This window comes from Lactobacillus ultunensis DSM 16047 (assembly GCF_001436305.1).
Taxonomy (GTDB): domain Bacteria; phylum Bacillota; class Bacilli; order Lactobacillales; family Lactobacillaceae; genus Lactobacillus; species Lactobacillus ultunensis.
In genome coordinates, this window is sequence record NZ_AZFO01000012.1 from 18,877 (window position 1) to 43,437 (window position 24,561).

A 24,561-nucleotide genomic window follows, 5' to 3' on the forward strand; every position below is an offset into this window, starting at 1 on the left:
ACACTACAATGAAAAAATTTAATTGGGGAATGATTGGTACTGGTTGGATTGCACATGAAATGGCAGATGCTTTGAATGCAGTTAATGGTGAAGTGTATGCTGTAGCTGATGTAAATAAAGAAATGTTAACAAAATTTGCGACAGAAAAGCATATCAAGAAAACCTATGTAGATCCAGATGAAATGATTTCCGATCCTAATGTAGATATCATTTATATCGCTACTCCACATACTTTTCACTATAACTATATTAAGAAGGCATTAAATGCTGGTAAGCATGTTTTTTGTGAAAAAGCTATTACAGTCAATGCTAGACAATTTGATGAGGTGGAAAAATTAGCTCAAGAAAAAGGTTTAATCTTGACGGAAGGCTTTACGCTTTATCATATGCCTATTTATCAAAAAGTAATTAATCTGATTAAAAGCGGAAAATTAGGTAAAATCAAAATGATTCAGGTTAACTTTGGTTCTCTTAAAGATTATGATCCTAAGAATCGCTTTTTTAATAAGGATTTAGCTGGCGGAGCCTTACTTGATATTGGTGGCTATGCTACTGCTTTTGCTAGAACTTTTTTGGATGAAAGTCCAGAGAGTATTTTGACTACTGTTAAATTCTTTGAAACTGGAGTTGATGAACAGTCCGGTATCATTTTGAAGAATACTAGGGACCAAATGGTAGTTATGGCACTATCTATGAGAGCTAAACAACCAAAGCGTGGCGTTGTTTCAGGGACTAAAGGGTATGTGGAAATTAATCAATATCCTCGAGCAACTGAAGCGGATATTACTTATACTGCAAGTGCCCATGAGGAAAGGCATGAAAAAATCGTGGCTGGAGCCAGTGACAAGGCTTTACAATATGAAGTCGCTGATATGCAAAGATACATTGAACAAGGTCATGATGACGGGCAACTGAAAATCTCGCATGATGTTGCACATATTTTAACTAGTGTTAGAACTTCTTGGGGTATGAAATATCCTTTTGATGATGAAAATAATTAAATAAATTGAAAAGATAAAAAATAAAGGTTGAATTAAATCAACCTTTATTTTTGTGCTTTTAAGTTTAGATCTAAGTTTTTATTGTAAACCACTGATGACTGCTGTAATACCGCGGGAAGCAAAGTAATCATGCATATCATTAACCTGCTTATCCGTTAGAAGAGGTGTATTACGCATAATGTAGTTTCTTCTTAGATAATACCATTTTTGTAATCCAAATTGGTGAAATGGCAAAATATGGATTTGGTGAATGCCTAAAGATAAAACATAGTTAGCAATTTGTTCAAGATTACGTGGTAAAGTTGTGTAACCAGGAATTAAAGGCACTCGAGGAGTTACATGAGCTGTGGGATAGTTTAATGCTGTTTCAAAGTTCTTTTTAATCAGTGGTACGCTTTCTCCGATAACAGCTTGTGCACGTAATGGATTCATAATTTTTAAGTCATACAATACCTCATCGGTATAAGGAAGTACGCTTTTAATGGCATTATTGGAAGTACCACCGGCTGTCTCGATAGCAGTGGAAATTCCCATTTCTTTTGCTGCTTTTAAGACATTCGTAGCGAATTCATATTGAAAAAGACATTCTCCTCCAGATAGTGTTAAACCACCACCTGAAGTGCGATAAAAGATCTCGTCTTTTTCTACTTCTTTCATTACATCATCAACGGTCACCCAATAAGAGATAGTTTCTTTCTTTCCATTTTTTATCCAAGTGACTGGTTTAATTGCTCCTTGAGATTCAGGATTAGCACACCAAGGACATTTTAAAGGACATCCTTGAAAGAAAACGATCGTTCTAATGCCAGGACCATCATGAATTGAATAGCGCTGAATATTGAAAATAAGGCCCTTTTGACCTGTTCTGTCTTTTGCCATGATTTTCTCCTTATAGCTGGTGTTCCATTCTTCTGATGATATCGTCTTGAATATGCTTGTTTAAATCAACGAAGAAGGCGGAGTAACCAGCAACTCTTACTACCAAGTCCGCATATTTTTCAGGGTGTTTTTGGGCGTCGATTAAAGTTTCTCTTGATTGAACGTTGAACTGAATGTGGCGAATCTTGAGGTAAGTAAAGGCCATTAAAAAGTCCGCAAACTTAGCGATGCCAACAGGGCCTTTCAACGTGTTAGGCGAGAACTTCATGTTTAACAGACTGCCGTTAACGGCCATAGTCGTGTCAATCTTGCTGACGGATTTCAAAACCGCTGTTGGACCTAAAACATCTTCGCCGACCATTGGTGAAAGACCACCATCGGCTAATTGCTCGTGAGCTTTACGACCATCTGGCGTAGCACCAACTTCATCACCCAAAGGAATGTGGGCTGAAACTGTGTACGCACCAGCATTGAAGTGTCCGCCACGAATATTAGTGTATTTGCCTAGTTCTAGCGCATAGTGGCGGAACATTTTGGCAGCTTCCATATCAACTTCAGGCTTATCATTGCCATATTTATCAAAGTCATGAATAAAGTGCTGACGCATCTTTTCGCCATCTTCGCCAGCATAATTGCTGCGCATTAAATCAACTAAGTCTTTGAAACTTAATTCGTGGTTTTCAAAGACAGCTTGTTTAATAACCCAGAGTGAGTCAGCTAAGTTAGGCTCACCAATGCCTTGAACGCCAGAGAAGTTATATCTTGCACCGCCATGGGTGACATCCCTGCCATTTTTAATACAATCTAGAATCAAAGTTGATAAAAATGGCGTAGGGGCAAATTTTCTGTGTCCTAAATCTACGACGTCGGATCCTTCGGTGACGATTTTAACGTAATAATCGATTTTATCCTTAACTGCCTGTTTGAACTTATCATAAGTCAGATCAGGATTATTTTCCTGCTCATACATGGTCAGTTCCATGATCCGCATGAGATTGAATAAGGCAATATCGTGCAAGCCATAAGTTCTGCCCGGAATAGTTGTTTCTACACAGCCAACAACGCCATAGTCGCGAGCATCATCTAATGAGACGCCTTTACTCAAAAAGCCGGGAATGCAGGCTTCATCGTTGAAAAGCATAGGAATACCGGTACCAATTCTGATCGTTTCACAGGTCTTAATTAAAAAACGTCGTGGAATTTGATCGTTGATTCTGACCGATAAGTTAGGCTGTGGCAGGCGAATTTCTTGGTATAAATCAAGCATCTTATAAGAAAGATCATTTACTGCGTATTGTCCATATTTGTTGTAACCGCCTAAAGCTACAGTATAACCAGTAGGGAAGCCGGCAAAGTCTCGAGCACTAGCTTCACTACGTAATTTGACCACATCGTCAGTTTTTAGATAGAAGTCGCCTAAAATTTCTTTCATAAATTTAGCTGGCACACCGTCATCAACTGAATGCTTGTAAAAAGGATACATGTATTGATCCATACGGCCTAATGATAATGAAGAGGCATTTGATTCATATTGACCAACGATGCTGACGATCCACAATAATTGCAATGCTTCATAGAAACTATATGGCTTTTCGGTTTGCAATTTTCTGCACATCTTAGCCATTTGCTTTAATTCAATTTGACGATAACCAGGAGTAACAGGGTCGTTCGCCATTTCTTCTGCTAGCTTGGCATATCTTTCTAGGTGACGCTGGGTAGCCTGCCAGATAATTAAGCCGGCCTTGAAAAAGTCATTGTCAGGTTGTTCTTGAATCTTTTGTTTAAGCGTATCAATCATGTAGTGAATCCCATTATTCAAAATCATAGGGAAGTACATGATGATGTGACCTTGTCCTTTGTCAGTTTGGTTAACGTGGATTACTTTATCGTCGATGGCTTTTTGCACCTCGTCTGGGAATTGTTTAGTAATGAAGTCCTTCATTGACTTACCAGCCCAGTATGGGTAAAGCTTTTCGCGGTAATACTTTTTGTCTTCTTCTGTAAATTCAAATTGGTCCTGTGGACGATGATCAATAGTGTTGATTTCTTTCATGATCCAGTAAGGATCCATTTCAGGTGAGAGAATCCCGCTCCGTGGTCTAACAGTAAGGTTGCCAACTAATAATTCGCCGGGACGAATACTGATTTTGACCTTGTCCAAAATATTGGCAGTCGCTTTTGCCCGCCGAATGATTGTAGGTTCGCCAACTGTCTTTTGATAGCTTTCGGTGTATAGAATGGCTCTTTCAAGGGAGATTTGTCTCTTTTTCTTAAAAAGATTTCTTTTCATTTCAGAAAGACGTGAATGCGGTCTGACTGTCTCATAGTTAGGAATTGTGATTGTGCCCGATGTCATAATAAATACTTCCTCCTTACAGGTTTATTTCTGTTTACGCTTTCATTTTAAAGCAAAGTGGTAAAATGAGCTGTAGGAAAGTGCTCTAATATAAATAAAATTGATAACTTGCACAAATGTGCAAAAAGCAAATCGGACTTTTTTGATGTTAGAAAGAGTAAGTAAAATGGAACCACTAAAGGTCGAAAAAAGACGGGATCAGATTATTAATCTCCTCAAAAAATATGGTACTTTGCGCGTAGCTCAATTAGTAAATCAAGTAGGCGTGTCAGATGAAACAATTAGAAATGATCTGAGACGCTTAAGCGAGCAAGGACTAGTTCTGCGGCACTATGGCATGGCATCCCTTAGCAGTCAAGCAGCTAAGGAAAAAGCCAAAATTGAGCCAGTCGCCAATCGTGTGAGTGTCAAAGCGGAAATTAAAGATCAACTAGCTAAGGCGGCGGTCAGTCTCATGAAGAAAAAAGAAGGCTTAACGATTGCACTAGATCAAGGAAGCACGATTGCACGAATTGCTGAATTGTTAAGTCAGTACTACGATAACAATCTATTTACTAGCTCATTATTAGCCTTAGATAATTTGAAAAAGAGTCATAGCAATGTTTATTGCTTGGGAGGAAAGTTTAATCCTGAAGATCTATCTTTTCAAAGCATTAGTGCAGATCCGGAATATCGCCTGGTGCATTATGATTATTGCTTTATCGGGTCTAGTGGGGTGCTTAATCGGAATGGTATTTGTTCAACCAGCTTCGCGGATTCGCAGATGAAATTGAACATGATCAAGCAAAGCGATATCAGTGTAGCAGTGATTGATGCAGCTAAATTTACCCAGACTTCTTTGTTAAAAGTAACGGATTGGTCGGACTTAAATTATGTAGTTACCAACTTAGATTCCGCATCGGCTGAATATCAGAAGATAGCTGCCCAGACTAAAGTGGTATCAGTAGGACAAGGAGTAGATGAAAATGAAATTGAATGAAGCACAAAGAAGATTAATTACCAAGATTGCATATATGTACTACATCGAGGGTTTTACCCAGACTGATATTTCTAAGAAGCTGCAAATTTATCGCACTACGGTTGGCAGAATGTTGGTTAAAGCTCGCAAATATCATATCGTAAAGATTTCAATTGAGGGCTATGATACAACTACTTTTAAGCTAGAAGAAGACCTAAAAAATAAATATGGCCTTAAAAACGTTATTGTAGTAGCGAACCAGACGAGCCAATCAAATGATGATAAGGATAAGGCATTAGGCAAAGCTGGTATTCAATACTTGACGCAAATAATTAAACCTGGTCAAATTATTGGCTTTTCTTGGGGCAAAGTTTTGCGGAGCATGGCCGATCAAGCTAAGGGAAAAACAACGCTCAATTCTACTTTTGTTCCTTTAGTAGGTGGACCAAGTGCGGCCAATGCGGAATACCATGTCAACGGCATTGTTTATGATATGGCTAGAAAGTTTGGTGGACGTAACGTATTCGTTGATTCCGGGGCAGTTCAGGAAAGTAAGTATGTTCGTGACTCTATTATGTCTTCTAATTACTTTCGAGATGTAAAAAGTTATTGGAATAATTTAGATATTGCATTCGTGGGAATTGGTGGCCCGTTAAATGGTAATACTAGCCGCTGGCGTGATTTGTTGACGGAAGATGACATTAGCTTATTAAAGGACGAGCATGCCATTGGTGATTGCTGCTGTACTTTTTATAGCAGAGAAGGAAAGATTTTGAAGGGAGATCTGTTAAATAGAACGATTGCAATTTCGCTAGAGCAGTTGAAGAATATAAAAACAACGGTTGGAATTGCCCGTTCTTTCTCAAAAGTTGCTTCAATTGATACGCTAATGAAAATGAAAATATTGAATACTTTAATCACTGATGAAGAAACTGCACAAAGATTGCTAACACTAAAATAATTGCACAATTGTGCAATTATTTTGAAGATGAATCCGCAAAAGCTTATTGGATTAGGCTTGACGATCCGTTTTAATAAATTGCTTTTTCAGATTGATGTTTCGAACGTAAGCTCATGCTATATTTAAAGTGTCAAAAGAAATCAAAGAATTTAAAAATATCGAGGTTTATTATGGAAATTTTGTTAGACACTGCAAATATTGTTGCAATTAAAAAATACGTTGATGTGATTAATCTGGCTGGTGTAACCACTAATCCAACTATTGTTAAAAAAGAAGGCAAGATTGACTTCTTTAATCACATGAAAGAAATTCGACAAATTATTGGTCAGAACGCCAAGCTTCACGTTCAAGCAGTTGGTAAGACCAAAGATGAATTTGTTCAAGATGCTTATACTATCTGGGATGAGATTGATAAGGACGTCTATGTTAAAATCCCTACCACAGAACAAGGTTTGGCAGCGATTAAGACTTTGAAAAATGAAGGCAGAAGAATCACTGCAACTGGCGTATACACAGAATTTCAAGCATATATGGCTATGACCTGTGGCGCTGATTATATTGCACCTTACTATAATAGAATGCGCAATATGAATATTGATGCTGCAGCATTTATTAGAAACGTGGCTAACCAAATTGAACGCGACCACAGCAAGAGTAAGATTTTGGCAGCTAGCTTCCATAACGTAGAAGAAGTGAACAATGCCATTAGAAATGGTGCTCAAGCAATTACTATGGGGCCTGATGTAATGGCTAGTGGTTTAGGGATGCCAGCGATTGACAAGGCTGTAGATGATTTCAAGAGCGATTGGGAATCAGTTTATGGCAAAGGCAGCTCAATTACGGCATTAGCATCACAAAAGGATAAGGACTGATAAAAAGTCATCATTTAAGATATCTTCTCTTCGATTTATTTAATAAAAGAGGTTGAAAATCAATTTTCAGCCTCTTTTTTTGCTCTGTTAAGCACATCTTTCTAAAAGATGCACAAAAGTGCAAAATTGAAATATTGGATTTCCTAGTAAAAAGTCGAGAAAGCTCATAAATAGGTAGGTTAGCAGATCGTTAATGTAGTATAAGACTTTGCAAAAGCTATGGAAGACTGATGAAAGCGCATACAATAATTGATGAACAGAGAGACATGAGTAATAAACAGAGTATTGGAGGCCAAAGATGGTAAACGTAATTGACAAGAACTTAGTAGTACTGGACTTAGATGCTAAGAGCAAAGAAGAGGTCTTTAATCGTTTAGCAGATATATTAGATAAGGATGGCAGGCTAAACGATAAGGAAGAATATATTGAAAATGTTAAAGCTCGAGAGGCTACAGCTACTACAGGAATTGGCTTTGGAATTGCCATTCCTCATGGCAAAACTGATGCAGTAAAAGATGTATCAGTAATAATTGGACGTCTTAAGCAGCCTGTAGATTGGAACTCAATGGATGGTAAACCGGTTAAGATGATTTTTCAAATTGCGGTGCCTGAAAGTAGTAAGGGTGATGATCATTTGAGATTGTTGTCAGAGCTATCGCGTAAATTGATACATGAAGAGTTCAGAGAAGCAATGTTTCAGGCAAATAGCGTGAATGAGGTTTTGAATTTATTAGGAAATTCTTTAGAGAAAAAAGAAACAGTGGAGGATTTTTAAAATGAAAATTGCAGCAGTTACAGCATGTCCATCAGGAGTTGCTCATACTTATATGGCAGCGGAAGCACTTCAAGTTGCAGCTAAAGATGCTGGAGATGAGTGTCATGTGGAAACGCAAGGACAAATTGGCATTGAACATGAATTGGATCCTGAATACATTCAAGAAGCAGATGTAGTTATTTTAACTACAGATATTGGTATTAAGAATGAAGAAAGATTCAAAGGGAAGTTAGTTTTAAGAGTAAAAACAGGGATGCTAATTAATCAAAGTCCAGCATTAATTAAAAAATTGGAGGAAAAAGTTGGTACGAATTAGACAAGATTGTGATGGTGATGAACGATGAATGATTTTAAGCAATTAATTAAAGGCACGAGAACGCATCTAATGACGGGCGTTTCTTACATGATTCCAATTGTTGTTGCCGGAGGTGTTTTATTAGCCATTAGTGTTTTGCTTTCAGGCAAAGCAGCAGTACCTAAAACAGGAATATGGGCTCCGATAGCCACTATCGGGTCAACTGGACTTGGATTAATGGTACCTGTTTTATCGGCTTATATTGCATACTCGATGGCTGATCGTGGTGGTATTGCGCCAGGCTTAATCGGAGGAATGATTTCAGTAAATATTGGTGCTGGCTTTATTGGAGGATTAATTTCAGGTTGGCTAGCAGGTTTAATCGTATTTTACTTAAAGAAAATTAAAGTGCCCAAGAGTTTAAAGTCTGTAATGCCAATTATGGTAATCCCTCTTATTAGTACATTAATAGTGGGCTGGATCATGATTGTAATTTTAGGACAACCAATTTCTAGCCTTATGAAATGGCTGACTAGTTGGTTAAACAGTATGAGTGGTAGCAACATGATTATTCTGGGTTTGATTTTAGGAGCAATGATCGCTTTTGATATGGGTGGTCCATTAAATAAAGTGGCCTTTAGTTTTGGTGTTGCTATGGTAGGTACTTTAGGTGCTAATGGTCAACCTTCACAAGCTGCTTTAGCAATGATGGCAGGAATAGGTGTAGCAATTGGTATTCCACCTATTGCTATGGGAGTAGCTACTCTTATTGCACCTAAGAAATTTGAAAAAGATGAACGAGAAGAAGGTAAAGTTGCGATTATTCTTGGACTAGTGGGAATTACAGAAGGTGCAATTCCGTTTGCAGCAGATGACCCAGTAAGAGTCATTCCTGCTAACTGTATTGGTTCTGCAATTGGTTCTGCTATTGCAATGGGATTAGGTGCGGGAAATCCAGCTCCATGGGGTGGTTGGATCGTAATCTTCACTGCAACTAAGCCATGGGCTTATATTTTGGGGTCCGTAGTCGGAATTGCAATAACGGCTGTCCTTACTATTTTATTGAAGAAAAATATAAAGGTAGAAGAAAAGAAGCCTAAAGAAGAAGATACTGCAGATTTAGATAATCTTAATCTATCTGTTATGAAATAATAAATGAAGAGGAGAAGTAATAAATCCACTACTTCTTCTTTTTGTATTTGGTAATTAAATGAATAAAATTACGAATTCCCTTTATAAAATTGCTAACGTAAGCTATAATAGTTTCAAAAGAAAGAATGTTTAAAGCCGAAAGGAAGCATAATTATGTCAGTTCTGGAGATTAAGGACTTACACGTTGAAGTCAAAGATGAAGAAAAGAAAAAGATGAAGGAAATTTTGAAAGGCGTAAATATGACCCTTAAAACTGGCGAGATTCACGCCATCATGGGTCCAAACGGTACAGGAAAATCAACTTTATCTGAAACTATTATGGGCAATCCGCATTATCATGTGATCCAAGGCGATATTTTGTTAAACGGTGAAAGTATCTTAAGTATGCCAGTAGATGAACGTGCTCGTAAAGGATTATTTTTAGCAATGCAGTATCCTGCTGAAGTTCCTGGTGTGACGAATGCGGAATTCTTGAGAACAGCCATTAACGTTCGTCGTCCAAAAGACAATCCAATGCCAGTTACTGAATTCTTAAAAGAATTGGACAAGAATCTTAATCTGCTTGATATGAATGAAGCAATGACTGAGCGCTACTTGAACGAAGGCTTTTCAGGTGGTGAAAAGAAGAGAAATGAAATCTTGCAGCTGCTCATGATCAAACCTCAATTTGCGATCTTAGATGAAATTGATTCTGGACTTGATATCGATGCTTTGAAAGTCGTATCACGTGGAGTTAATGCGATGCGTGGTGACAACTTTGGTTCATTAATTATTACGCATTATCAAAGATTGCTAAACTACATTGTTCCTGATGTAGTCCACGTTATGATGGGTGGTCGTGTTGTCAAAGATGGTGGCCCTGAACTGGCTAAACGTCTTGAAAATGAAGGCTATGCTGGCCTGCGCGACGAATTAGGTTTTCATATCAAATTAGTTGATGAAGATTAGGAGGCTATCTCATGGATGAGAAGGCGCAATTAATTAAATTAAGTGAGGAAAATCATGAACCTTCCTGGCTTACTAAAAGAAGAGAAAAGGCTCAAGAACAAATTTCTCAATTAGCTATGCCTAAGATGGAACACTTTCATCCTGGTGATGTAGATTTTGCAAACAAACCAAAAACTATATGCGCTAATGATACAAGTAGTGAAAATGTTACAGAAGATTTTGAAACTAATCTGATTCAGTTTGGGACAGATACTATTCAAACTAACTTATCACCAGAGATGGCTAATAAAGGCGTAGTATTAGTTGATCTATTTGATGCGTTTCGTGATTTGCCTGATTTTATGCGTAAATATTTCATGACCGAAGTAATTAAAGGTGATGAAAATAAATTAAACGCGGAGCATTTGGCTTATTTAAACAGCGGAATTTTGCTTTACATTCCTAAAAATGTCGTTTTAGATGATCCGATTGAGGTCAAGCTAATTCAAGACAGTACTAAAAAATTGAATTGGTACCAACATTTGCTGATCGTGGCAGATAGTAATAGCAGTTGTCGTTTTTTGCAACACTTAACTACAGTTGGCGAAGAAAGCAATATTGCGAATATGATGGTAGAAATTATTGCTAAGCCAGGCAGTCATGTTGAATTTTCATCAGTAGAAGAATTAAGCAAGAAGACTACCTTTTACTTTGATCGTCATGCCAAGATTGAAAAAGATGCGCATGTTGAATGGGCTATTGGATTGATGAACTCTTGTGATACCTTAGGCGAAATTGATTCAGAGCTAGTTGGCGAAGGTAGCTATGCTAACTCACAATTGGTTTCAGTTACTAGTGGTAAGCAAAAGTCCTTTATCAATAATCGCGTTACGAATCGTGGCCCTCATTCAACGGGTTTAATTAATCAGCGTGGGGTTCTGTTAGATCAATCCAAGCTGATCTTTAACGGGATTGGTCAAATTGTTCATGGAGCTCATGGCTCTAAAGCTGATCAACAGAATAGAGTATTGATGATGTCACCAGATGCTCGTGGGGATGCAAACCCATTACTGTTAATTGATGAAAACGATGTTATTGCTGCTCACGCTGCAAGTGTGGGACCAGTTGATCCTGTTCAAATGAATTATTTGATGAGTCGTGGTATTCCTTATGATCAAGCACAGAGATTAGTTATTAGAGGCTTTTTGGGTGCAGTGCTGGATGCAGTTCCAGATAAAGATGTCCGGCAAAAGATGATTGATATTCTAGAAAGAAAATTGATTAATGGACAAAAATATCAAGCAAATTAGGGATAGTTTTCCTATATTAAAACGCAAAATCAATGATAGTCCCTTAATTTATTTAGATAATGCTGCTACAGCGCAGATACCTGTGTCAGTTAGTAAAAAAATGATGGATTTTGACGAAACTTATCGGGCTAATGTCCATCGTGGTGTTCATACTTTAGGAATGTGGGCTACTAAGTATTACGAAAGCGTGCGCAAGAAAGTTAAAGATTTCATTCATGCCAAAAGTGAACGTGAAATAGTATTTACTAGTGGTTGCACTGATAGCTTGAATTTAGTAGCTAATACCTATGGTGAGCAGAATATTCAGGCTGGGGATGAAATCGTAGTTTCCATCATGGAACATCATAGTAATTTACTTCCTTGGCAACAGTTAGCGATGCGCAAACATGTTAAGCTTAAGTTCATTGAATTAGATCAGGAACAAAAGCTTGATTTAGCAGATGCTAAGAAGAAGATCACGCCTAAAACAAAAATTGTAGCAGTTGCCCAAGTTAGCAACGTATTAGGATGCATTAATCCAATTAAAGAATTGGCTCAGTTAGCTCATCAAAATAATGCAGTTATTGTCGTGGATGGCGCGCAGGCGGTCGGTCATTTTGATGTTAATGTGCAAGAACTAGAAGCTGATTTTTATGCTTTTTCTGGACATAAAATGTTTGGCCCTGATGGCATCGGTGTTTTATATGGGAGAAAAAAGTTATTAGAGAAGATGCCACCATATCGTTTAGGCGGTGAAATGATTGCTAATGTAACACGTGAGGGTGCTACGTGGGCTCCTGTTCCTCAAAAATTTGAAGCTGGCACGCCAAACATTGAAGGGGTAATTGGCCTAGAAGGCGCAATTGATTTTATTGAACATGTTGGTTTAGATAAGATTCGGCAACATGAACAAGATTTAATTGATTATGTATTTCCAAAAATACAAAAAATAGCAGGATTGACGTTTTATGGCCCTCAAAATATCAGTGAACGCAGCAGCGTAATTTCTTTTAATATGCAAGGTATTCATCCTCATGATTTGGCTACAGCACTAGATCTAGAAGGAATTGAAGTGCGAGCTGGTCATCATTGCGCACAGCCTCTAATGGAAACTCTAGGAGTTGAAAGTACTGTGAGAGCTAGTTTTGCGATTTACAATACGCAAGAAGAAGCGGATAAGTTGTTGAGCGCATTAGTAGAAATAAAGGAGTTCTTCCAAAATGAGCTTAGATAGGCTTAAATCTTTATACCGTGAAGTAATTTTAGAAAATGCAAACAATCCACAGAATCATGGCAGTCTTGCTGATGCTGATTATCAAACAACAGTGTATAACCCTAGCTGTGGAGATAAATTGAATTTATTTCTCAACTTGAATGATCAAAATGAGATTTCCGCAATCAAATTTAATGGAGAAGGCTGTACGATTAGTCAAGCTTCTGCGAGTTTAATGACTCAGGTTGTTAAGGGAAAGAATAAAGATGAAGCAATAGAAATCGCTAAGATTTTTTCCAAGATGGCAATGGGCGAAGATTGTAGCAAGGATGAGATTGCCAAGCTGGGGGATGCACAAATAATGACTAATATTATGATGTTCCCAGCTAGAATCAAGTGTGCGACTTTAGCCTGGTGGGCACTTGAGCGGATTTTGTTAGGCAAAGACGAGGACGAAGAAAATGACTAAGGTAGAAGACATTGTAAAAGATGAAGATTATCAATATGGATTTCACGATAATGTGAAACCGAAGTTCTCAACTGGACGTGGTTTAAATGAAGAGGTTGTTAGGAAAATATCTGCAGAAAAACATGAGCCACAATGGATGTTGGATTATCGTTTAAAGTCATTCAAGATCTACCAAAAAATGGCAATGCCTAATTTTGGACCAGATTTATCAGGTCTTGATCTGAAGGATATGCTTTACTATCAAAAAATGACGGATAAAAAATACCGTGATTGGAAAGACGTACCTGAAGATATCAAAGAAACTTTTGAGCGTTTAGGTGTACCGCAAGCTGAAAGAAAGTACTTGGCTGGTTCAGCTGCTCAGTATGAATCAGAAATGGTTTATCACAACATGAAAAAACAATTCGATAAGCTAGGCATTGTCTTTATGGATACTGATAGCGCCTTGCAACAATATCCAGAATTGTTTAAAAAGTATTTTGGTAAATTAGTAAAACCAACTTCTAACAAGTTTGCCGCCTTAAATGGCGCTGTATGGTCTGGTGGTACCTTTATTTACGTACCTAAAGGCGTTAAGGTGCCAACTCCTGTTCAAGCTTACTTTAGACTGAATGCTGAAAATTCTGGTCAGTTTGAAAGAACTTTAATCATCGTGGATAAGGGCGCACATCTTGATTATGTTGAAGGATGTACTGCTCCACAGTATTCATCTGATTCATTGCATGCTGCGGTAGTTGAAGTCAATGTGTTGGATGATGCATATTGTCGTTACACTACTATTCAAAACTGGTCAGATAATGTTTATAGTTTGGAAACCAAGCGAGCTGTAGCTGGTGCGCATGCCACGATGGAATGGGTTGACGGCAATTTAGGTGCGAAAGTTACTATGAAGTATCCTAGTGTTTATTTGAATGGTGAGGGTGCACGCGGAACGATGCTTTCAATTGCGGTTGCACATCACGGCATTCATCAAGATTCTGGGGCAGGGATGTTTCATAATGCACCTAATACCTCTAGTTCAATTGTTTCCAAGTCAATTGCCAAAGGTGGAGGTTCAACCGATTACCGTGGTAGCGTCAAGTTTGCTAAAAATTCAGACGGTTCTAAAGCTCACGTTGAATGCGACACGATTATTATGGATGATCAATCATCTTCAGATACAATTCCAACTAATGAAATTAATAACGCTCATGTAGCGATGGAACATGAAGCTACGGTATCCAAGGTTTCTGATGAGGAACTATATTATCTTGAAAGCCGTGGTATTCCTGAAAGGAAAGCTACCGAAATGATCATTATGGGATTCGTAGAACCATTCACTAAACAATTGCCAATGGAATATGCAGTGGAGCTTAACCGATTGATTAGTTTCCAAATGGAAGGAGCCATTGGCTAATGGATGTTAGCAAACTAAACGAAAAAGAAAAAGCTGTTTATGATGCTTTGGCGAAAGTAATTGATCCAGAATTAGGCGTATCACTTGTTGACTTAGGTTTGATCTATGAAATTGATGTAGATGATCAAGGAGTCTGCAAGATTAATTGGACTTTAACTACTATGGGGTGTCCAATTATCGATGTTTTGACTGGATCAATTTATGAAGCAGCGATGTCGATTGATGGAATAAAGAAGTGTGAAACAAAATTGGTCTATTATCCACAATGGACACCAGATAAGATGAGTAGAGAAGCACGAATGCTTCTTGGAATCCATCTTTAGGATAAAGAAAAATGAAACAATATCATCTCTTCAAATATGCAAATGATAAGTCATTAGCAGAAATCAATGGCACTGTGAATGTTCCAAAAAATAAGGGCTTTTTTCGAACCCTTTTAGCTTATACCGGACCAGGTGCTCTTGTTGCTGTAGGCTACATGGATCCAGGTAATTGGGCTACATCGATCAATGGTGGTCAAAGTTTTCAATTTACTTTGATTTCTACCATCTTAATCTCTAGTTTGATGGCTATGCTTTTACAAAATATGTCCGCCAAATTAGGAATCGTGACAGAACTTGATTTAGCCCAGGCAATTCGGTTGCATACGGATAAAGTGTTAAGCATTATCTTGTGGATAATTGCGGAATTAGCAATTATGGCCACTGATATTGCGGAGGTAATTGGAGCAGCAATTGCTTTGAATTTACTTTTCCACATACCGTTAATTTTAGCGACTTTTATCACGGTACTAGATGTATTAATGTTGCTGTTTTTGAGCAAAATCGGTTTTAGAAAAATTGAAATCTTAGTTTCTTGTTTGATTTTGGTCATTCTCTTAGTGTTTGCTTATGAAGTTATCTTAGCTCATCCTGATTGGACTAGTATTGGATTAGGCTTTTTACCTACTTCAAAAATGCTGGCTAAAACACCCGTAGTAGGCGGAATTTCACCATTGAGTGGCAGCTTGGGAATTATTGGTGCTACTGTGATGCCGCATAATTTTTATTTACATTCTGGCATTAGTCAAATTAGAAAAGTGGATCACAACGATCCCAAGAGTGTTCGCCAAGCAGTCCGTTTTACTGAATGGGATTCCAATATCCAATTAACAATTGCTTTTATTATTAATTCATTGTTACTAGTAATGGGGGCCGCCGTTTTCAAGAGTGGTGCAGTTCATGACAGTTCCTTCTTTGGTTTATACGCAGCTTTAAATAATACAAGGATGTTAAGCAATCCTTTGTTAATTAGCGTAGCTAAGACGGGGATACTTTCTACCTTGTTTGCAGTTGCTTTACTTGCTTCAGGGCAAAACTCTACGATTACTGGTACATTAACCGGCCAAATTGTAATGGAAGGTTTTATTCATTTGCATATGCCGCTTTGGGCTAGAAGATTAATGACTAGATTAGTTTCAGTGATTCCTGTACTAATTTGTGTCAGTTTAACAGCTAATTCTAGCGTAGCTAAACAACATTTTGCTTTGAACATGTTAATGGAAAATTCACAAGTCTTTCTAGCATTTGCAGTACCATTTACGGTTATTCCATTATTAATTTTGACTGATAGTAGAAAGTTAATGGGCGAATTTGCTAATAGCAGAATCTTTTCAGTATTAGGCTGGAGTAGCTCACTTATTCTAGTATTTTTGAACTTATATAATTTGCCAGAGACGTTTGTTTCATTTGATATTGTCGATCCTATAGTGGCCACGAATATTGCATATGCAGTTATTGCACTTATTTTGGTCTTGCTGGGTTGGACATGTGCTGAAATGCTTGATCTTGATTTTAGACGTTTAAGATTTGCATTAGATTATTGAATTTGATGAAAATGAAAGGCATTACTCTATTAAAATTTGAGTAATGCCTTTTTTGGATTCATTTTTTGATCTAGAGCAGTTCTAGATTTTATCTAAATATTAACAAATTGTTTTTCTGAATCAATAGGACTCAGATAAACGTAAGAAAGATTTACATATTTTGTAGCTTGCGTTAATTTCTTCATTAAATCTTGTTGTTCATCAGTCAGACGCAAGTGCCTTAAAGCAATTCTAGCTTGAATGTACATCACTAATTTACTGGTGTATTCAAGCGGATGATCATTGCTGTCAAACTTATTCATGACTAAACCAATCGCATCACGAATTTGACGATAGCGTCCAATATTCATTTCATTATAAATATTGCTGAAAAAGCTGTTATAAAACTTTTTGAGATCTTGGTAAACTTCTTGGTTATTGGACTTCGTTTGTTTGTTTTGGGTAAAAAGACTGAATAACATGATAATTACTCCTTTAATACAGGTATAATTTGTGTTTTTGAATTAAAACCTTGTCGTATTTCCGGTGGTAGAGGCGTGTCAGTGATTAATACGTCAATCTTATCTAACGGAGCGGACATATATGGTGAAGTAGATTGATTGGTGAACTTAAATTTTTCAGCTACTAAAACAACTTGATTGGCTCGCTTAATTGCTGTACGTACCATTTCTGCGTCTTCCATTCGCGGTGCATATACACCATCATTTCTTATACGAGAAGCTCCGATAAAAGCGGTATTGAAATGGATTTTTCTAATCGTTTCGAGAGCAGCTTCCGAATAGATGTAACGTTGTGATTTATTTACAATGCCGCCCAATAATCTAACAGATGGTATTTCAGAATTAAGCAAACTCAATGCATTATCAATTGAGTTGGTTATTACCTGCATATCCATGCCATTAAGCATTGGGCAAAGTTGTTTTAGTGTTGTCGAAGAACCAATGAAGACACATTGACCAGGATGGATGAATCTTTTGGCCATCTTAGCCATTTTTAGCTTAATAGGTGATTGCACTTGATTTCTCGCTAGAAAATCAGGTACGCTGCTTTGATTGATTTCCATCAAGCCTCCGTGGACACGCATTGCTTGACCAGTTGAAGTAAGATGAATCACATCTCGCCGAGCTGTATCAAACGATACATTGAATTGCTGAGCAATTTGTCTAGTTGAAAGCTGGTGTTTTTTTTCAAGCAGCTTTTTAATTGCTATTAATCTTTCTTCTTGTGTCATATCTCTTCACCACATAATCTATCATTTTCTGACTAAGCTGTAATTGCTTGATCAGCATTTTGCATTTGTTTATCAGTGTTTATCAGTATTTACTCATCAAAACACTTATATTAAAAAGCAAAAATAGCGTAAACACAAGGATAAGGCTATTCGGATTTAAATCTTAAGACTTATTTAAATTGGTAGGATCCAATTATGAAAATGATTGAATTTTATAAGTTAATTGGTATGATAGAAGTATCAATAAAGGATTAAAAAAGAGCATTCTTAGATAGCTCATAAGGAGAGAAGAAAATATGACAGTTGATTACGATTCTAAAGACTACTTAAAGAGCGTTGACGCTTATTGGCGTGCAGCTAACTACTTATCAGTTGGTCAATTATTCTTAATGAAGAACCCTTTGCTTAAGACGCCTTTAGTAGCAGAAGATGTTAAACCTAAACCAATCGGTCACTGGGGCACTATTGCACCACAGAACTTTATTTATGCACACTTGAACCGTGTACTTAAGAAATATGATTTGTACATGTTCTATATTGAAGGCTCAGGTCACGGTGGTCAGGTAATGGTTTCCAATTCTTATCTTGATGGTTCATATACTAAACGTTATCCTGAGATCACTCAAGATGAAAAAGGAATGGCTAAATTATTCAAGCGCTTCAGTTTTCCAGGCGGTGTTGCTTCACATGCTGCTCCTGAAACACCAGGTTCTATCCATGAAGGTGGAGAATTAGGCTACTCACTTTCACACGGTGTAGGGGCAATTTTAGATAACCCTGATGTAATTGCTGCTGTAGAAATTGGTGACGGTGAAGCTGAAACTGGTCCTCTTACAGCTAGTTGGTTTAGTGACAAGTTTATTAATCCAATTACAGATGGTGCTGTTTTGCCAATTATTCAAATTAATGGTTTCAAGATTTCTAACCCAACTATCGTTTCTAGAATGAGCGATCAAGAGTTAACTGAATACTTCCGTGGTATGGGTTGGGATCCCCACTTTGTTTCTGTCTTCAAGGGCGGCCGTTTTGATGGTGAAAAGGATCCAATGCAAGTACATGAAGAAATGGCTAAGACAATGGATGAAGTTATCCAAGAAATCAAGGCTATTCAAAAGCACGCTCGCGAGAATAATGATCCTACTTTGCCACATTGGCCAATGATTGTTTTCCAATGCCCTAAGGGTTGGACTGGTCCAAAGAAGGATTTGGATGGCAACCCAATTGAAAACTCATTTAGAGCTCACCAAATTCCAATTCCAGTTTCTCAAGGTAATATGAAGCATGCAGATATGCTTACTGACTGGCTTGAAAGCTACAAGCCTGAGGAATTGTTCAACGAGGATGGCTCACCAAAGGATATTGTTACCGAAAATACTGCTAAGGGTGACCACAGAATGGCAATGAACCCAATTACCAATGGTGGTCTTAATCCTAAGAGACTTAATCTGCCAGATTATCGTGACTTCGCCTTGAAGTTTGATAAGCCAGGTTCTGTAGAAGCACAAGACATGGTGGAATGGGCTAAATATCTGGATGAAGTAGCTAAGCTTAACCCAACTACTTTCCGTGGTTTCGGTCCAGATGAATCTAAATCCAACCGTTTGTTCAAATTGCTTGATGATCAAAAACGTCAATGGGAACCAGAAATCCATGAACCCAACGATGAGAACTTGGCCCCAAGTGGTCGGGTAATCGACTCTCAATTATCAGAGCACCAAGATGAAGGTTTCCTTGAAGGTTATGTTTTAACTGGTCGTCATGGTTTCTTTGCTACTTATGAAGCATTTGGTCGTGTAGTTGATTCCATGCTTACTCAACACATGAAGTGGTTACGGAAAGCAAAAGAGCAATATTGGCGTCATGATTACCCATCACTGAACTTTGTTGCTACTTCAACTGTTTTCCAACAAGACCACAACGGTTATACCCACCAAGATCCAGGTGTCTTGACGCACTTATTTGAAAAGAATCGTCCAGATTTAATTCATGAGTACTTGCCATCCGATACTAATACTTTGTTGGCAGTGGGCAACAAAGCATTGCAAGATCGTGAATGCATTAATGTTTTGGTAACTTCAAAGCAACCACGTCCACAATGGTTCTCAATTGAAGAAGCACAAAAGTTAGTTGATCATGGTTTAGGTTATGTTGATTGGGCTTCAACAGATAAGGGTGCTAAGCCAGATGTTGTTTTTGCATCTACTGAAACTGAACCAACTATTGAAACTTTGGCAGCGATTGACATTTTGCATAAGAAGTTTCCAGACTTGAAGATTCGTTACATTAATGTGGTTGATGTAATGAAGTTAATGTCACCTAAGGACAATAAGAATGCTATTTCTGATGAAGAATTCGATCGTTTATTCCCAAGTGATGTACCAGTAATTTTTGCATGGCATGGTTACAAGACGATGATGGAATCAATTTGGTTTGCACGCAATCGTCATAATGTTCATATTCACTGTTATGAAGAAAATGGTGATATTACTACTCCATTTGATATGCGTGTCTTGAACCACCTTGATCGCTTTGACTTGGCTAAAGATGCTGTGGAAAGCGTTGAAAAATTAAAGGGCAAGCATGCGGACTTTATTAGTCAGATGGATGACTTGCTTGAAAAGCACCACCAATACATTCGTGATTATGGCAAAGACATGCCAGAAGTTACTGAATGGCAATGGGAAGGCTTGAAGTAATCGTTAAATAATAATAAATTAGACCTATGTCAAAAACATAGGTCTTTTTTTGGAGGTAAGAATGAGAAGCGGATTGGTATTAGAAGGTGGCGCAATGCGGGGAATGTTCACCGCCGGCGTAATCGATATCTTATTGGAAAACAAAGTAACTTTTAACGCAGCAGTTGGCGTATCGGCTGGAGCAGCTTTTGGCGTAAATTTGAAATCAAAACAGATTGGACGTGTATTACGCTATAATTTGCGTTTTGCAGGTAAACCTTATTATGCCAGTTGGAAATCCTGGCGGCGTTCAGGCAATTTATATGCGGCTAATTTTTGCTATCATGTTTTGCCAGATAAGTTGGATGTATTTGATCAACATACGTTTAAGAATAATCCAATGGAGTTTTGGTGCGTAGCTACAGATGCAGCAACTGGTGAACCAGTTTATCATAAATTGACTGATGCAGGATATGTAGATTTGGAATGGATTAGAGCTTCATCATCTATTCCATTTTTTGCCCATCCAGTAGCAATTGGTGGTCGCTATTATTTTGATGGTGGCGTTTCAGATTCGGTTCCCTATGATTTTTTGCAGAAAAATGATTTCACTAAAAAAGTAGTGATTACTACCCAGCCTAAAGGGTATAGGAAGAAGCAAAGTAAGCTTTTTCCATTAGAAAAAGTTTTATTGCGAGAATATCCAGCTGTATTGAAGAAGTTATCTACTAGAGCAGAGGATTATAATGCAGTGCTTGATCAGATGGATCAAGATGAAGAAGCAGGGAAGACATTTATTATTCGTCCGCCGTTTCCATTGAAAATTGGTACTTTGGAACAGGATAAAAATGAGATTAAACGTGTTTATCAAGTTGGACGTGAAGAGGGAAAGAAAATCTTGCCTGCTTTGAAAGATTATTTGGATAATTAAAAAAATAGGATTTGGTATTGATTTGCCAAATCCTATTTAATTTACAAAAATTTCTTAAAAGTATTGCTGATGCCATCTTCATCATTAGAAGTGGTAACATAATCGGCATGCTTTTTTACTTCTTCAGACCCGTTTCCCATGCATACAGCTGTTCCAGCAAAGTTAAACATGGAAATATCGTTTCGTTCATCCCCAATTGCCATAACTTCTGCTGGCTTAATTCCTAATTTTTCAGTCAATTCTTTTAGACCGTTGCCTTTATTTACATTAGGGTGAAGCAATTCAACAAAATGAGGATCAGCACGTACTACATATGAATCTTGACCAAATTTTTGTCTTATTTTGCTTTCCCAATGATCCATTAAGTCAGCACGACCGACAAAGCATCCCTTAGCCACCGCAAAGTTTACTGGTAGTTCATCTGGTTCGCGAATATACAGAGTAGCTGAATTCTCATACGCCTGCGTATATACCATTAGATCGACATCATGGTCACCTGTAATAATTTTAGAATCAGGACTCACTACATTAAATGGGATATGATTCTTTTTACCATAATCATACATTTTCCGATAAAGCTGATTTGAAACCAAGTCTTCAGTCATTACTTTACCGTCAGCTGTTCTAGTGATAGCTCCGTTTAGAGTAATTGCATATTGGTCAGGGCCAACAATACCTACTTCTTTCATAAAATGCTCTAAACCAGCAATAGGACGACCGGAACAAAGGGCAACCTTAATACCGTGATTTAACGCATTTTTGATAGCTTTCTTAGTACTAGGTAAGATTTGACCGTTTGAATCGAGTAAAGTGCCATCTGTATCTAATGCAATAAACTTAATTGCCATAAAAAAACTCCTAACTTATGTAACTGCTTACATTATACAGAAAGCTTTAGCTGATTTGCTAGTATTTTTTTAGTTCAAAGATGAAATATTTTGCAACAAATTTTGTATGTATAAATAGATGATAATGCGAGTATATAATTTGACAGCAAATATTCGTATGTAAAGTTTTTTCTTAAACATACGCTAGCAAGGGATTTAGTATAGCTGAAATAATTGGTCTAGTTAGATTATGATGCCTGAAAAATATTTCAGCAAATGAAATATTGATTGAAAAGCATGAAAGAGTATTTCAGCTTTTTCAAAAAACGCTTACATAAGCTAAAAACTATGGTATAAATAAAATGTAAGCTAGCTACTGAGATAGAGATAAAGCTAAAGTTGATCGTTTAGGTTTTCTATCTTAAACAATTAGTTTTGAGGAGTAATATTTGTGAGCTAATCATAAATAGCTGCCAGTTGTTCGAGCACCTTACAACTAGCTAATTTGAGGAAATAAAAATAGGTGTAGATGCAAGAATAAGTTATTAAGTTAATTTTTTCTTCAGAGGTAAAAGATTATGATGCAAAAGATTCAGCGGTTTGGGGCCGCCATGTTCGTCCCAGTTATGCTGTTCTCATTTGCGGGTATTGTCGTAGCCCTCGGGAGCTTGTTCAATAACCCAACATTGTTTGGCTCAATTGCCAATCCAGGAACAGCATGGAACTCAGTTTGGGACACAATTTCAGCCGGTGGTTGGACAGTCTTCAACCAAGAAGGTATTTTATTTACGGTAGGTTTGCCTATCGGCTTAGCTAACAAAGCGAGAGGTAGAGCAGCCATGGAGTCAGTAATTACTTATTTGACTTACAACTACTTTATTGGCGCTATGCTTACTCACTGGGGTACAGCATTTGGTATTCCTAATTTTGCAAAGATTCAAATTGTTGCTAACTCAACTAATAGTGGATTAACTAATATTGCTGGCATTAAAACACTTGATACTAGTATTTTAGGGGCTTTAGTTGTAGCTTTGATTGTAACTTGGTTACATAATAAATACTTTGACAAGAAATTGCCTGATTGGTTAGGTACATTTCAAGGTTCAACTTATGTTTATTTTCTTGGCTTTTTTGCTATGATTCCTTTAGCAATTGTTACTTGTTGGGGTTGGCCAAAAGTCCAAATGGGCATTAGTAGTATGCAACATTTTATTGTAAATAGTGGTGCTATCGGTATTTGGATTTATGAATTTTTAAACCGTGTATTAATTCCTACGGGACTTCACCACTTAGTATACATTCCATTTCAATTAGGGCCAGCTGTAGTTGCCGGCGGTCTTCAACCATACTGGTTAAAACACTTAGCTGAATACGCAGCAAGTACAAAACCACTTTCACAAATTGCTTCCGTTGAAGGATTTCAACTTTATGGTAACGAAAAGGTATTTTTAGTACCATTTATCTGTCTTGCCTTCTACGTAACTGCTAAGAAGAACAAGAAGAAACAAACTTCAGCTTTACTTATTCCAGCTGCTTTAACTTCTGTTTTAGCAGGTATTACTGAACCTATTGACTTTACTTATTTGTTCGCTGCACCAGTATTATGGATTATCTATTCCGTGATGTCAGCAACAATGAATACAATAATGTATCTCTTTGGTTTAAGAGGTTATATGTGTGATGGTGCTATTGGTATAGCATCAATGAACTGGTTACCGTTATGGGAAAACCATTGGAAAATTTATGTAATGCAGTTTATTGTTGGCATTATTTGTGGTATTCTTACTTTCTTTATTTTTAAATTCATGATTGAGAAATTTAATTATATCACTCCAGGTCGTGAAGCTGATGACCAGGATGTTAAATTAATCAATAAGAAAGAATACAAGCAAAAGATGTCTGCTAAAGCTGCTGGCAAGGATGCTAGCGACCCTTACATTGCAAGAGCCACTGCTTACCTTGACTTATTAGGTGGTGCTTCAAACATTACTGAATTGTCATCATGTGCTACTAGATTACGTGTATCTGTTGCTGATCCTTCAAAGGTTGCTCCAGACTCACAATTTAAGGCTAACAAGGCTGTTAACGTTGTTCACCACGGCAAGGCTATTCAAGTTATTGTAGGTCTTGACGTACCACAAGTTCTTGATGAAATGAATCAATTGATGCAACAAAGCGGTAATACTGCTAAGGTTTCAACTGAACAAGATAATCCATACATCGAAAGAGCTACTGGTATCGTTGACCTTCTTGGTGGCGATTCAAACATCAAAGATGTCATTGCCTGCTCAACTAGAGTAAGAGCTCATGTCTTTGACACTAAGAAAGTAGCTGCTGATTCAGAATTCAAGAAGATCGCAGATTCTTACGAAGTTCAACATAAGGACAATAATGAAATTGACATCGTTGTCGGATTGGATGCCGATCAAGTCGTTGATCAAATGAAACAATTACTATAATTGAAAGCGCTTGTGTTATTATTAATGTATA

The 24,561-nt window shown here is 37.5% G+C and carries 22 protein-coding genes; 17 read left to right on the forward strand and 5 right to left on the reverse strand.

Features of this window, described 5'->3' with window-relative positions; translation table 11 throughout:
* Nucleotides 1-8: 8 nt before the first annotated feature.
* The gene (locus tag FC57_RS04915) at nt 9-1,001 is read left to right on the forward strand and encodes a Gfo/Idh/MocA family protein (protein WP_007125154.1); all 993 of its coding nucleotides are present in this window, start codon (nt 9-11) and stop codon (nt 999-1,001) included.
* Between the two features lie 78 nt (nt 1,002-1,079).
* On the opposite strand, the gene FC57_RS04920 is transcribed toward FC57_RS04915, so the two are convergent.
* Together FC57_RS04920 and FC57_RS04925 are read right to left on the reverse strand one after the other, a co-directional pair.
* A complete protein-coding gene (locus FC57_RS04920) occupies nt 1,080-1,880 on the reverse strand; it encodes a 4Fe-4S cluster-binding domain-containing protein (RefSeq protein WP_007125155.1) in 801 nt (266 codons plus the stop codon).
* Nucleotides 1,881-1,890: 10 nt separating this feature from the next.
* The gene (locus FC57_RS04925) at nt 1,891-4,236 is read right to left on the reverse strand and encodes a formate C-acetyltransferase (RefSeq protein WP_007125156.1); all 2,346 of its coding nucleotides are present in this window, start codon (nt 4,234-4,236) and stop codon (nt 1,891-1,893) included.
* A gap of 166 nt (nt 4,237-4,402) precedes the next feature.
* On the opposite strand from FC57_RS04925, the gene FC57_RS04930 reads away from it, so the two are divergent.
* The 13 genes from FC57_RS04930 (at nt 4,403) to FC57_RS04990 (ending at nt 16,407) form a co-directional block, all read left to right on the forward strand.
* Nucleotides 4,403-5,215 (forward strand): DeoR/GlpR family DNA-binding transcription regulator, encoded by an 813-nt coding sequence (locus FC57_RS04930; protein WP_040529337.1) that lies wholly within the window; start codon nt 4,403-4,405, stop codon nt 5,213-5,215.
* Nucleotides 5,202-6,155 carry a sugar-binding transcriptional regulator gene (locus FC57_RS04935; protein ID WP_236253593.1) on the forward strand — a complete coding sequence of 318 codons (954 nt, stop codon included), beginning with the start codon at nt 5,202-5,204 and terminating at the stop codon, nt 6,153-6,155. The genes FC57_RS04930 and FC57_RS04935 overlap by 14 nt, the downstream gene beginning before the upstream one ends.
* A 170-nt stretch (nt 6,156-6,325) precedes the next feature.
* Complete coding sequence (locus tag FC57_RS04940; RefSeq protein ID WP_040529338.1) at nt 6,326-7,027, forward strand: fructose-6-phosphate aldolase; 702 nt, start codon at nt 6,326-6,328, stop codon at nt 7,025-7,027.
* A 298-nt stretch (nt 7,028-7,325) separates the two neighbouring features.
* The gene (locus FC57_RS04945) at nt 7,326-7,802 is read left to right on the forward strand and encodes a PTS sugar transporter subunit IIA (protein ID WP_007125160.1); all 477 of its coding nucleotides are present in this window, start codon (nt 7,326-7,328) and stop codon (nt 7,800-7,802) included.
* 1 nt (nt 7,803) lies between these two features.
* Nucleotides 7,804-8,118, forward strand: coding sequence for a PTS fructose-like transporter subunit IIB (locus tag FC57_RS04950; protein WP_007125161.1), 315 nt, complete (start codon nt 7,804-7,806; stop codon nt 8,116-8,118).
* A gap of 24 nt (nt 8,119-8,142) precedes the next feature.
* Nucleotides 8,143-9,249 carry a PTS fructose transporter subunit IIC gene (locus FC57_RS04955; protein ID WP_007125162.1) on the forward strand — a complete coding sequence of 369 codons (1,107 nt, stop codon included), beginning with the start codon at nt 8,143-8,145 and terminating at the stop codon, nt 9,247-9,249.
* A gap of 153 nt (nt 9,250-9,402) precedes the next feature.
* On the forward strand, nt 9,403-10,197 hold the full coding sequence (gene sufC, locus FC57_RS04960; RefSeq protein WP_007125163.1) for a Fe-S cluster assembly ATPase SufC: 795 nt from the start codon (nt 9,403-9,405) through the stop codon (nt 10,195-10,197).
* Between the two features lie 11 nt (nt 10,198-10,208).
* Nucleotides 10,209-11,486, forward strand: a complete 1,278-nt coding sequence (sufD, locus tag FC57_RS04965) for a Fe-S cluster assembly protein SufD (RefSeq protein ID WP_007125164.1) — start codon at nt 10,209-10,211, stop codon at nt 11,484-11,486.
* Nucleotides 11,461-12,699, forward strand: coding sequence for an aminotransferase class V-fold PLP-dependent enzyme (locus FC57_RS04970; protein WP_007125165.1), 1,239 nt, complete (start codon nt 11,461-11,463; stop codon nt 12,697-12,699). The genes sufD and FC57_RS04970 overlap by 26 nt, the downstream gene beginning before the upstream one ends.
* On the forward strand, nt 12,686-13,147 hold the full coding sequence (gene sufU, locus FC57_RS04975; protein ID WP_007125166.1) for a Fe-S cluster assembly sulfur transfer protein SufU: 462 nt from the start codon (nt 12,686-12,688) through the stop codon (nt 13,145-13,147). The genes FC57_RS04970 and sufU overlap by 14 nt, the downstream gene beginning before the upstream one ends.
* Entirely contained in the window at nt 13,140-14,543 is a 1,404-nt protein-coding gene (gene sufB, locus FC57_RS04980; RefSeq protein WP_007125167.1) for a Fe-S cluster assembly protein SufB, read from the forward strand. The genes sufU and sufB overlap by 8 nt, the downstream gene beginning before the upstream one ends.
* The gene (locus tag FC57_RS04985) at nt 14,543-14,866 is read left to right on the forward strand and encodes a metal-sulfur cluster assembly factor (RefSeq protein ID WP_007125168.1); all 324 of its coding nucleotides are present in this window, start codon (nt 14,543-14,545) and stop codon (nt 14,864-14,866) included. Before sufB ends, FC57_RS04985 begins: the two co-directional genes overlap by 1 nt.
* Before the next feature lie 11 nt (nt 14,867-14,877).
* The gene (locus tag FC57_RS04990) at nt 14,878-16,407 is read left to right on the forward strand and encodes an Nramp family divalent metal transporter (protein WP_007125169.1); all 1,530 of its coding nucleotides are present in this window, start codon (nt 14,878-14,880) and stop codon (nt 16,405-16,407) included.
* Nucleotides 16,408-16,499: 92 nt separating this feature from the next.
* Here FC57_RS04990 and FC57_RS04995 read toward each other — a convergent pair whose 3' ends face one another.
* On the reverse strand, nt 16,500-16,868 hold the full coding sequence (locus tag FC57_RS04995; RefSeq protein WP_007125170.1) for a bacteriocin immunity protein: 369 nt from the start codon (nt 16,866-16,868) through the stop codon (nt 16,500-16,502).
* Nucleotides 16,869-16,873: 5 nt separating this feature from the next.
* On the reverse strand, nt 16,874-17,638 hold the full coding sequence (locus FC57_RS05000) for a DeoR/GlpR family DNA-binding transcription regulator (RefSeq protein WP_007125171.1): 765 nt from the start codon (nt 17,636-17,638) through the stop codon (nt 16,874-16,876).
* A gap of 296 nt (nt 17,639-17,934) precedes the next feature.
* Between FC57_RS05000 and FC57_RS05005 the strand changes: the two genes are divergently transcribed.
* Together FC57_RS05005 and FC57_RS05010 are read left to right on the forward strand one after the other, a co-directional pair.
* Nucleotides 17,935-20,334 carry a phosphoketolase family protein gene (locus tag FC57_RS05005; protein WP_007125172.1) on the forward strand — a complete coding sequence of 800 codons (2,400 nt, stop codon included), beginning with the start codon at nt 17,935-17,937 and terminating at the stop codon, nt 20,332-20,334.
* Between the two features lie 61 nt (nt 20,335-20,395).
* Entirely contained in the window at nt 20,396-21,244 is an 849-nt protein-coding gene (locus FC57_RS05010; protein WP_007125173.1) for a patatin-like phospholipase family protein, read from the forward strand.
* Nucleotides 21,245-21,285: 41 nt separating this feature from the next.
* On the opposite strand, the gene FC57_RS05015 is transcribed toward FC57_RS05010, so the two are convergent.
* On the reverse strand, nt 21,286-22,092 hold the full coding sequence (locus tag FC57_RS05015; protein WP_007125174.1) for a Cof-type HAD-IIB family hydrolase: 807 nt from the start codon (nt 22,090-22,092) through the stop codon (nt 21,286-21,288).
* Between the two features lie 557 nt (nt 22,093-22,649).
* On the opposite strand from FC57_RS05015, the gene FC57_RS05020 reads away from it, so the two are divergent.
* Nucleotides 22,650-24,530, forward strand: coding sequence for a PTS sugar transporter subunit IIBC (locus tag FC57_RS05020; protein ID WP_007125175.1), 1,881 nt, complete (start codon nt 22,650-22,652; stop codon nt 24,528-24,530).
* Nucleotides 24,531-24,561 lie beyond the last annotated feature (31 nt).

Coding starts and splice junctions, on each gene's coding strand:
- FC57_RS04915 (WP_007125154.1), top strand. CDS start 9: ATGAAAAAATTTAATTGGGGAATGATTGGTACTGGTTGGATTGCACAT.
- FC57_RS04920 (WP_007125155.1), bottom strand. CDS start 1,880: ATGGCAAAAGACAGAACAGGTCAAAAGGGCCTTATTTTCAATATTCAG.
- FC57_RS04925 (WP_007125156.1), bottom strand. CDS start 4,236: ATGACATCGGGCACAATCACAATTCCTAACTATGAGACAGTCAGACCG.
- FC57_RS04930 (WP_040529337.1), top strand. CDS start 4,403: ATGGAACCACTAAAGGTCGAAAAAAGACGGGATCAGATTATTAATCTC.
- FC57_RS04935 (WP_236253593.1), top strand. CDS start 5,202: ATGAAATTGAATGAAGCACAAAGAAGATTAATTACCAAGATTGCATAT.
- FC57_RS04940 (WP_040529338.1), top strand. CDS start 6,326: ATGGAAATTTTGTTAGACACTGCAAATATTGTTGCAATTAAAAAATAC.
- FC57_RS04945 (WP_007125160.1), top strand. CDS start 7,326: ATGGTAAACGTAATTGACAAGAACTTAGTAGTACTGGACTTAGATGCT.
- FC57_RS04950 (WP_007125161.1), top strand. CDS start 7,804: ATGAAAATTGCAGCAGTTACAGCATGTCCATCAGGAGTTGCTCATACT.
- FC57_RS04955 (WP_007125162.1), top strand. CDS start 8,143: ATGAATGATTTTAAGCAATTAATTAAAGGCACGAGAACGCATCTAATG.
- sufC (WP_007125163.1), top strand. CDS start 9,403: ATGTCAGTTCTGGAGATTAAGGACTTACACGTTGAAGTCAAAGATGAA.
- sufD (WP_007125164.1), top strand. CDS start 10,209: ATGGATGAGAAGGCGCAATTAATTAAATTAAGTGAGGAAAATCATGAA.
- FC57_RS04970 (WP_007125165.1), top strand. CDS start 11,461: ATGGACAAAAATATCAAGCAAATTAGGGATAGTTTTCCTATATTAAAA.
- sufU (WP_007125166.1), top strand. CDS start 12,686: ATGAGCTTAGATAGGCTTAAATCTTTATACCGTGAAGTAATTTTAGAA.
- sufB (WP_007125167.1), top strand. CDS start 13,140: ATGACTAAGGTAGAAGACATTGTAAAAGATGAAGATTATCAATATGGA.
- FC57_RS04985 (WP_007125168.1), top strand. CDS start 14,543: ATGGATGTTAGCAAACTAAACGAAAAAGAAAAAGCTGTTTATGATGCT.
- FC57_RS04990 (WP_007125169.1), top strand. CDS start 14,878: ATGAAACAATATCATCTCTTCAAATATGCAAATGATAAGTCATTAGCA.
- FC57_RS04995 (WP_007125170.1), bottom strand. CDS start 16,868: ATGTTATTCAGTCTTTTTACCCAAAACAAACAAACGAAGTCCAATAAC.
- FC57_RS05000 (WP_007125171.1), bottom strand. CDS start 17,638: ATGACACAAGAAGAAAGATTAATAGCAATTAAAAAGCTGCTTGAAAAA.
- FC57_RS05005 (WP_007125172.1), top strand. CDS start 17,935: ATGACAGTTGATTACGATTCTAAAGACTACTTAAAGAGCGTTGACGCT.
- FC57_RS05010 (WP_007125173.1), top strand. CDS start 20,396: ATGAGAAGCGGATTGGTATTAGAAGGTGGCGCAATGCGGGGAATGTTC.
- FC57_RS05015 (WP_007125174.1), bottom strand. CDS start 22,092: ATGGCAATTAAGTTTATTGCATTAGATACAGATGGCACTTTACTCGAT.
- FC57_RS05020 (WP_007125175.1), top strand. CDS start 22,650: ATGATGCAAAAGATTCAGCGGTTTGGGGCCGCCATGTTCGTCCCAGTT.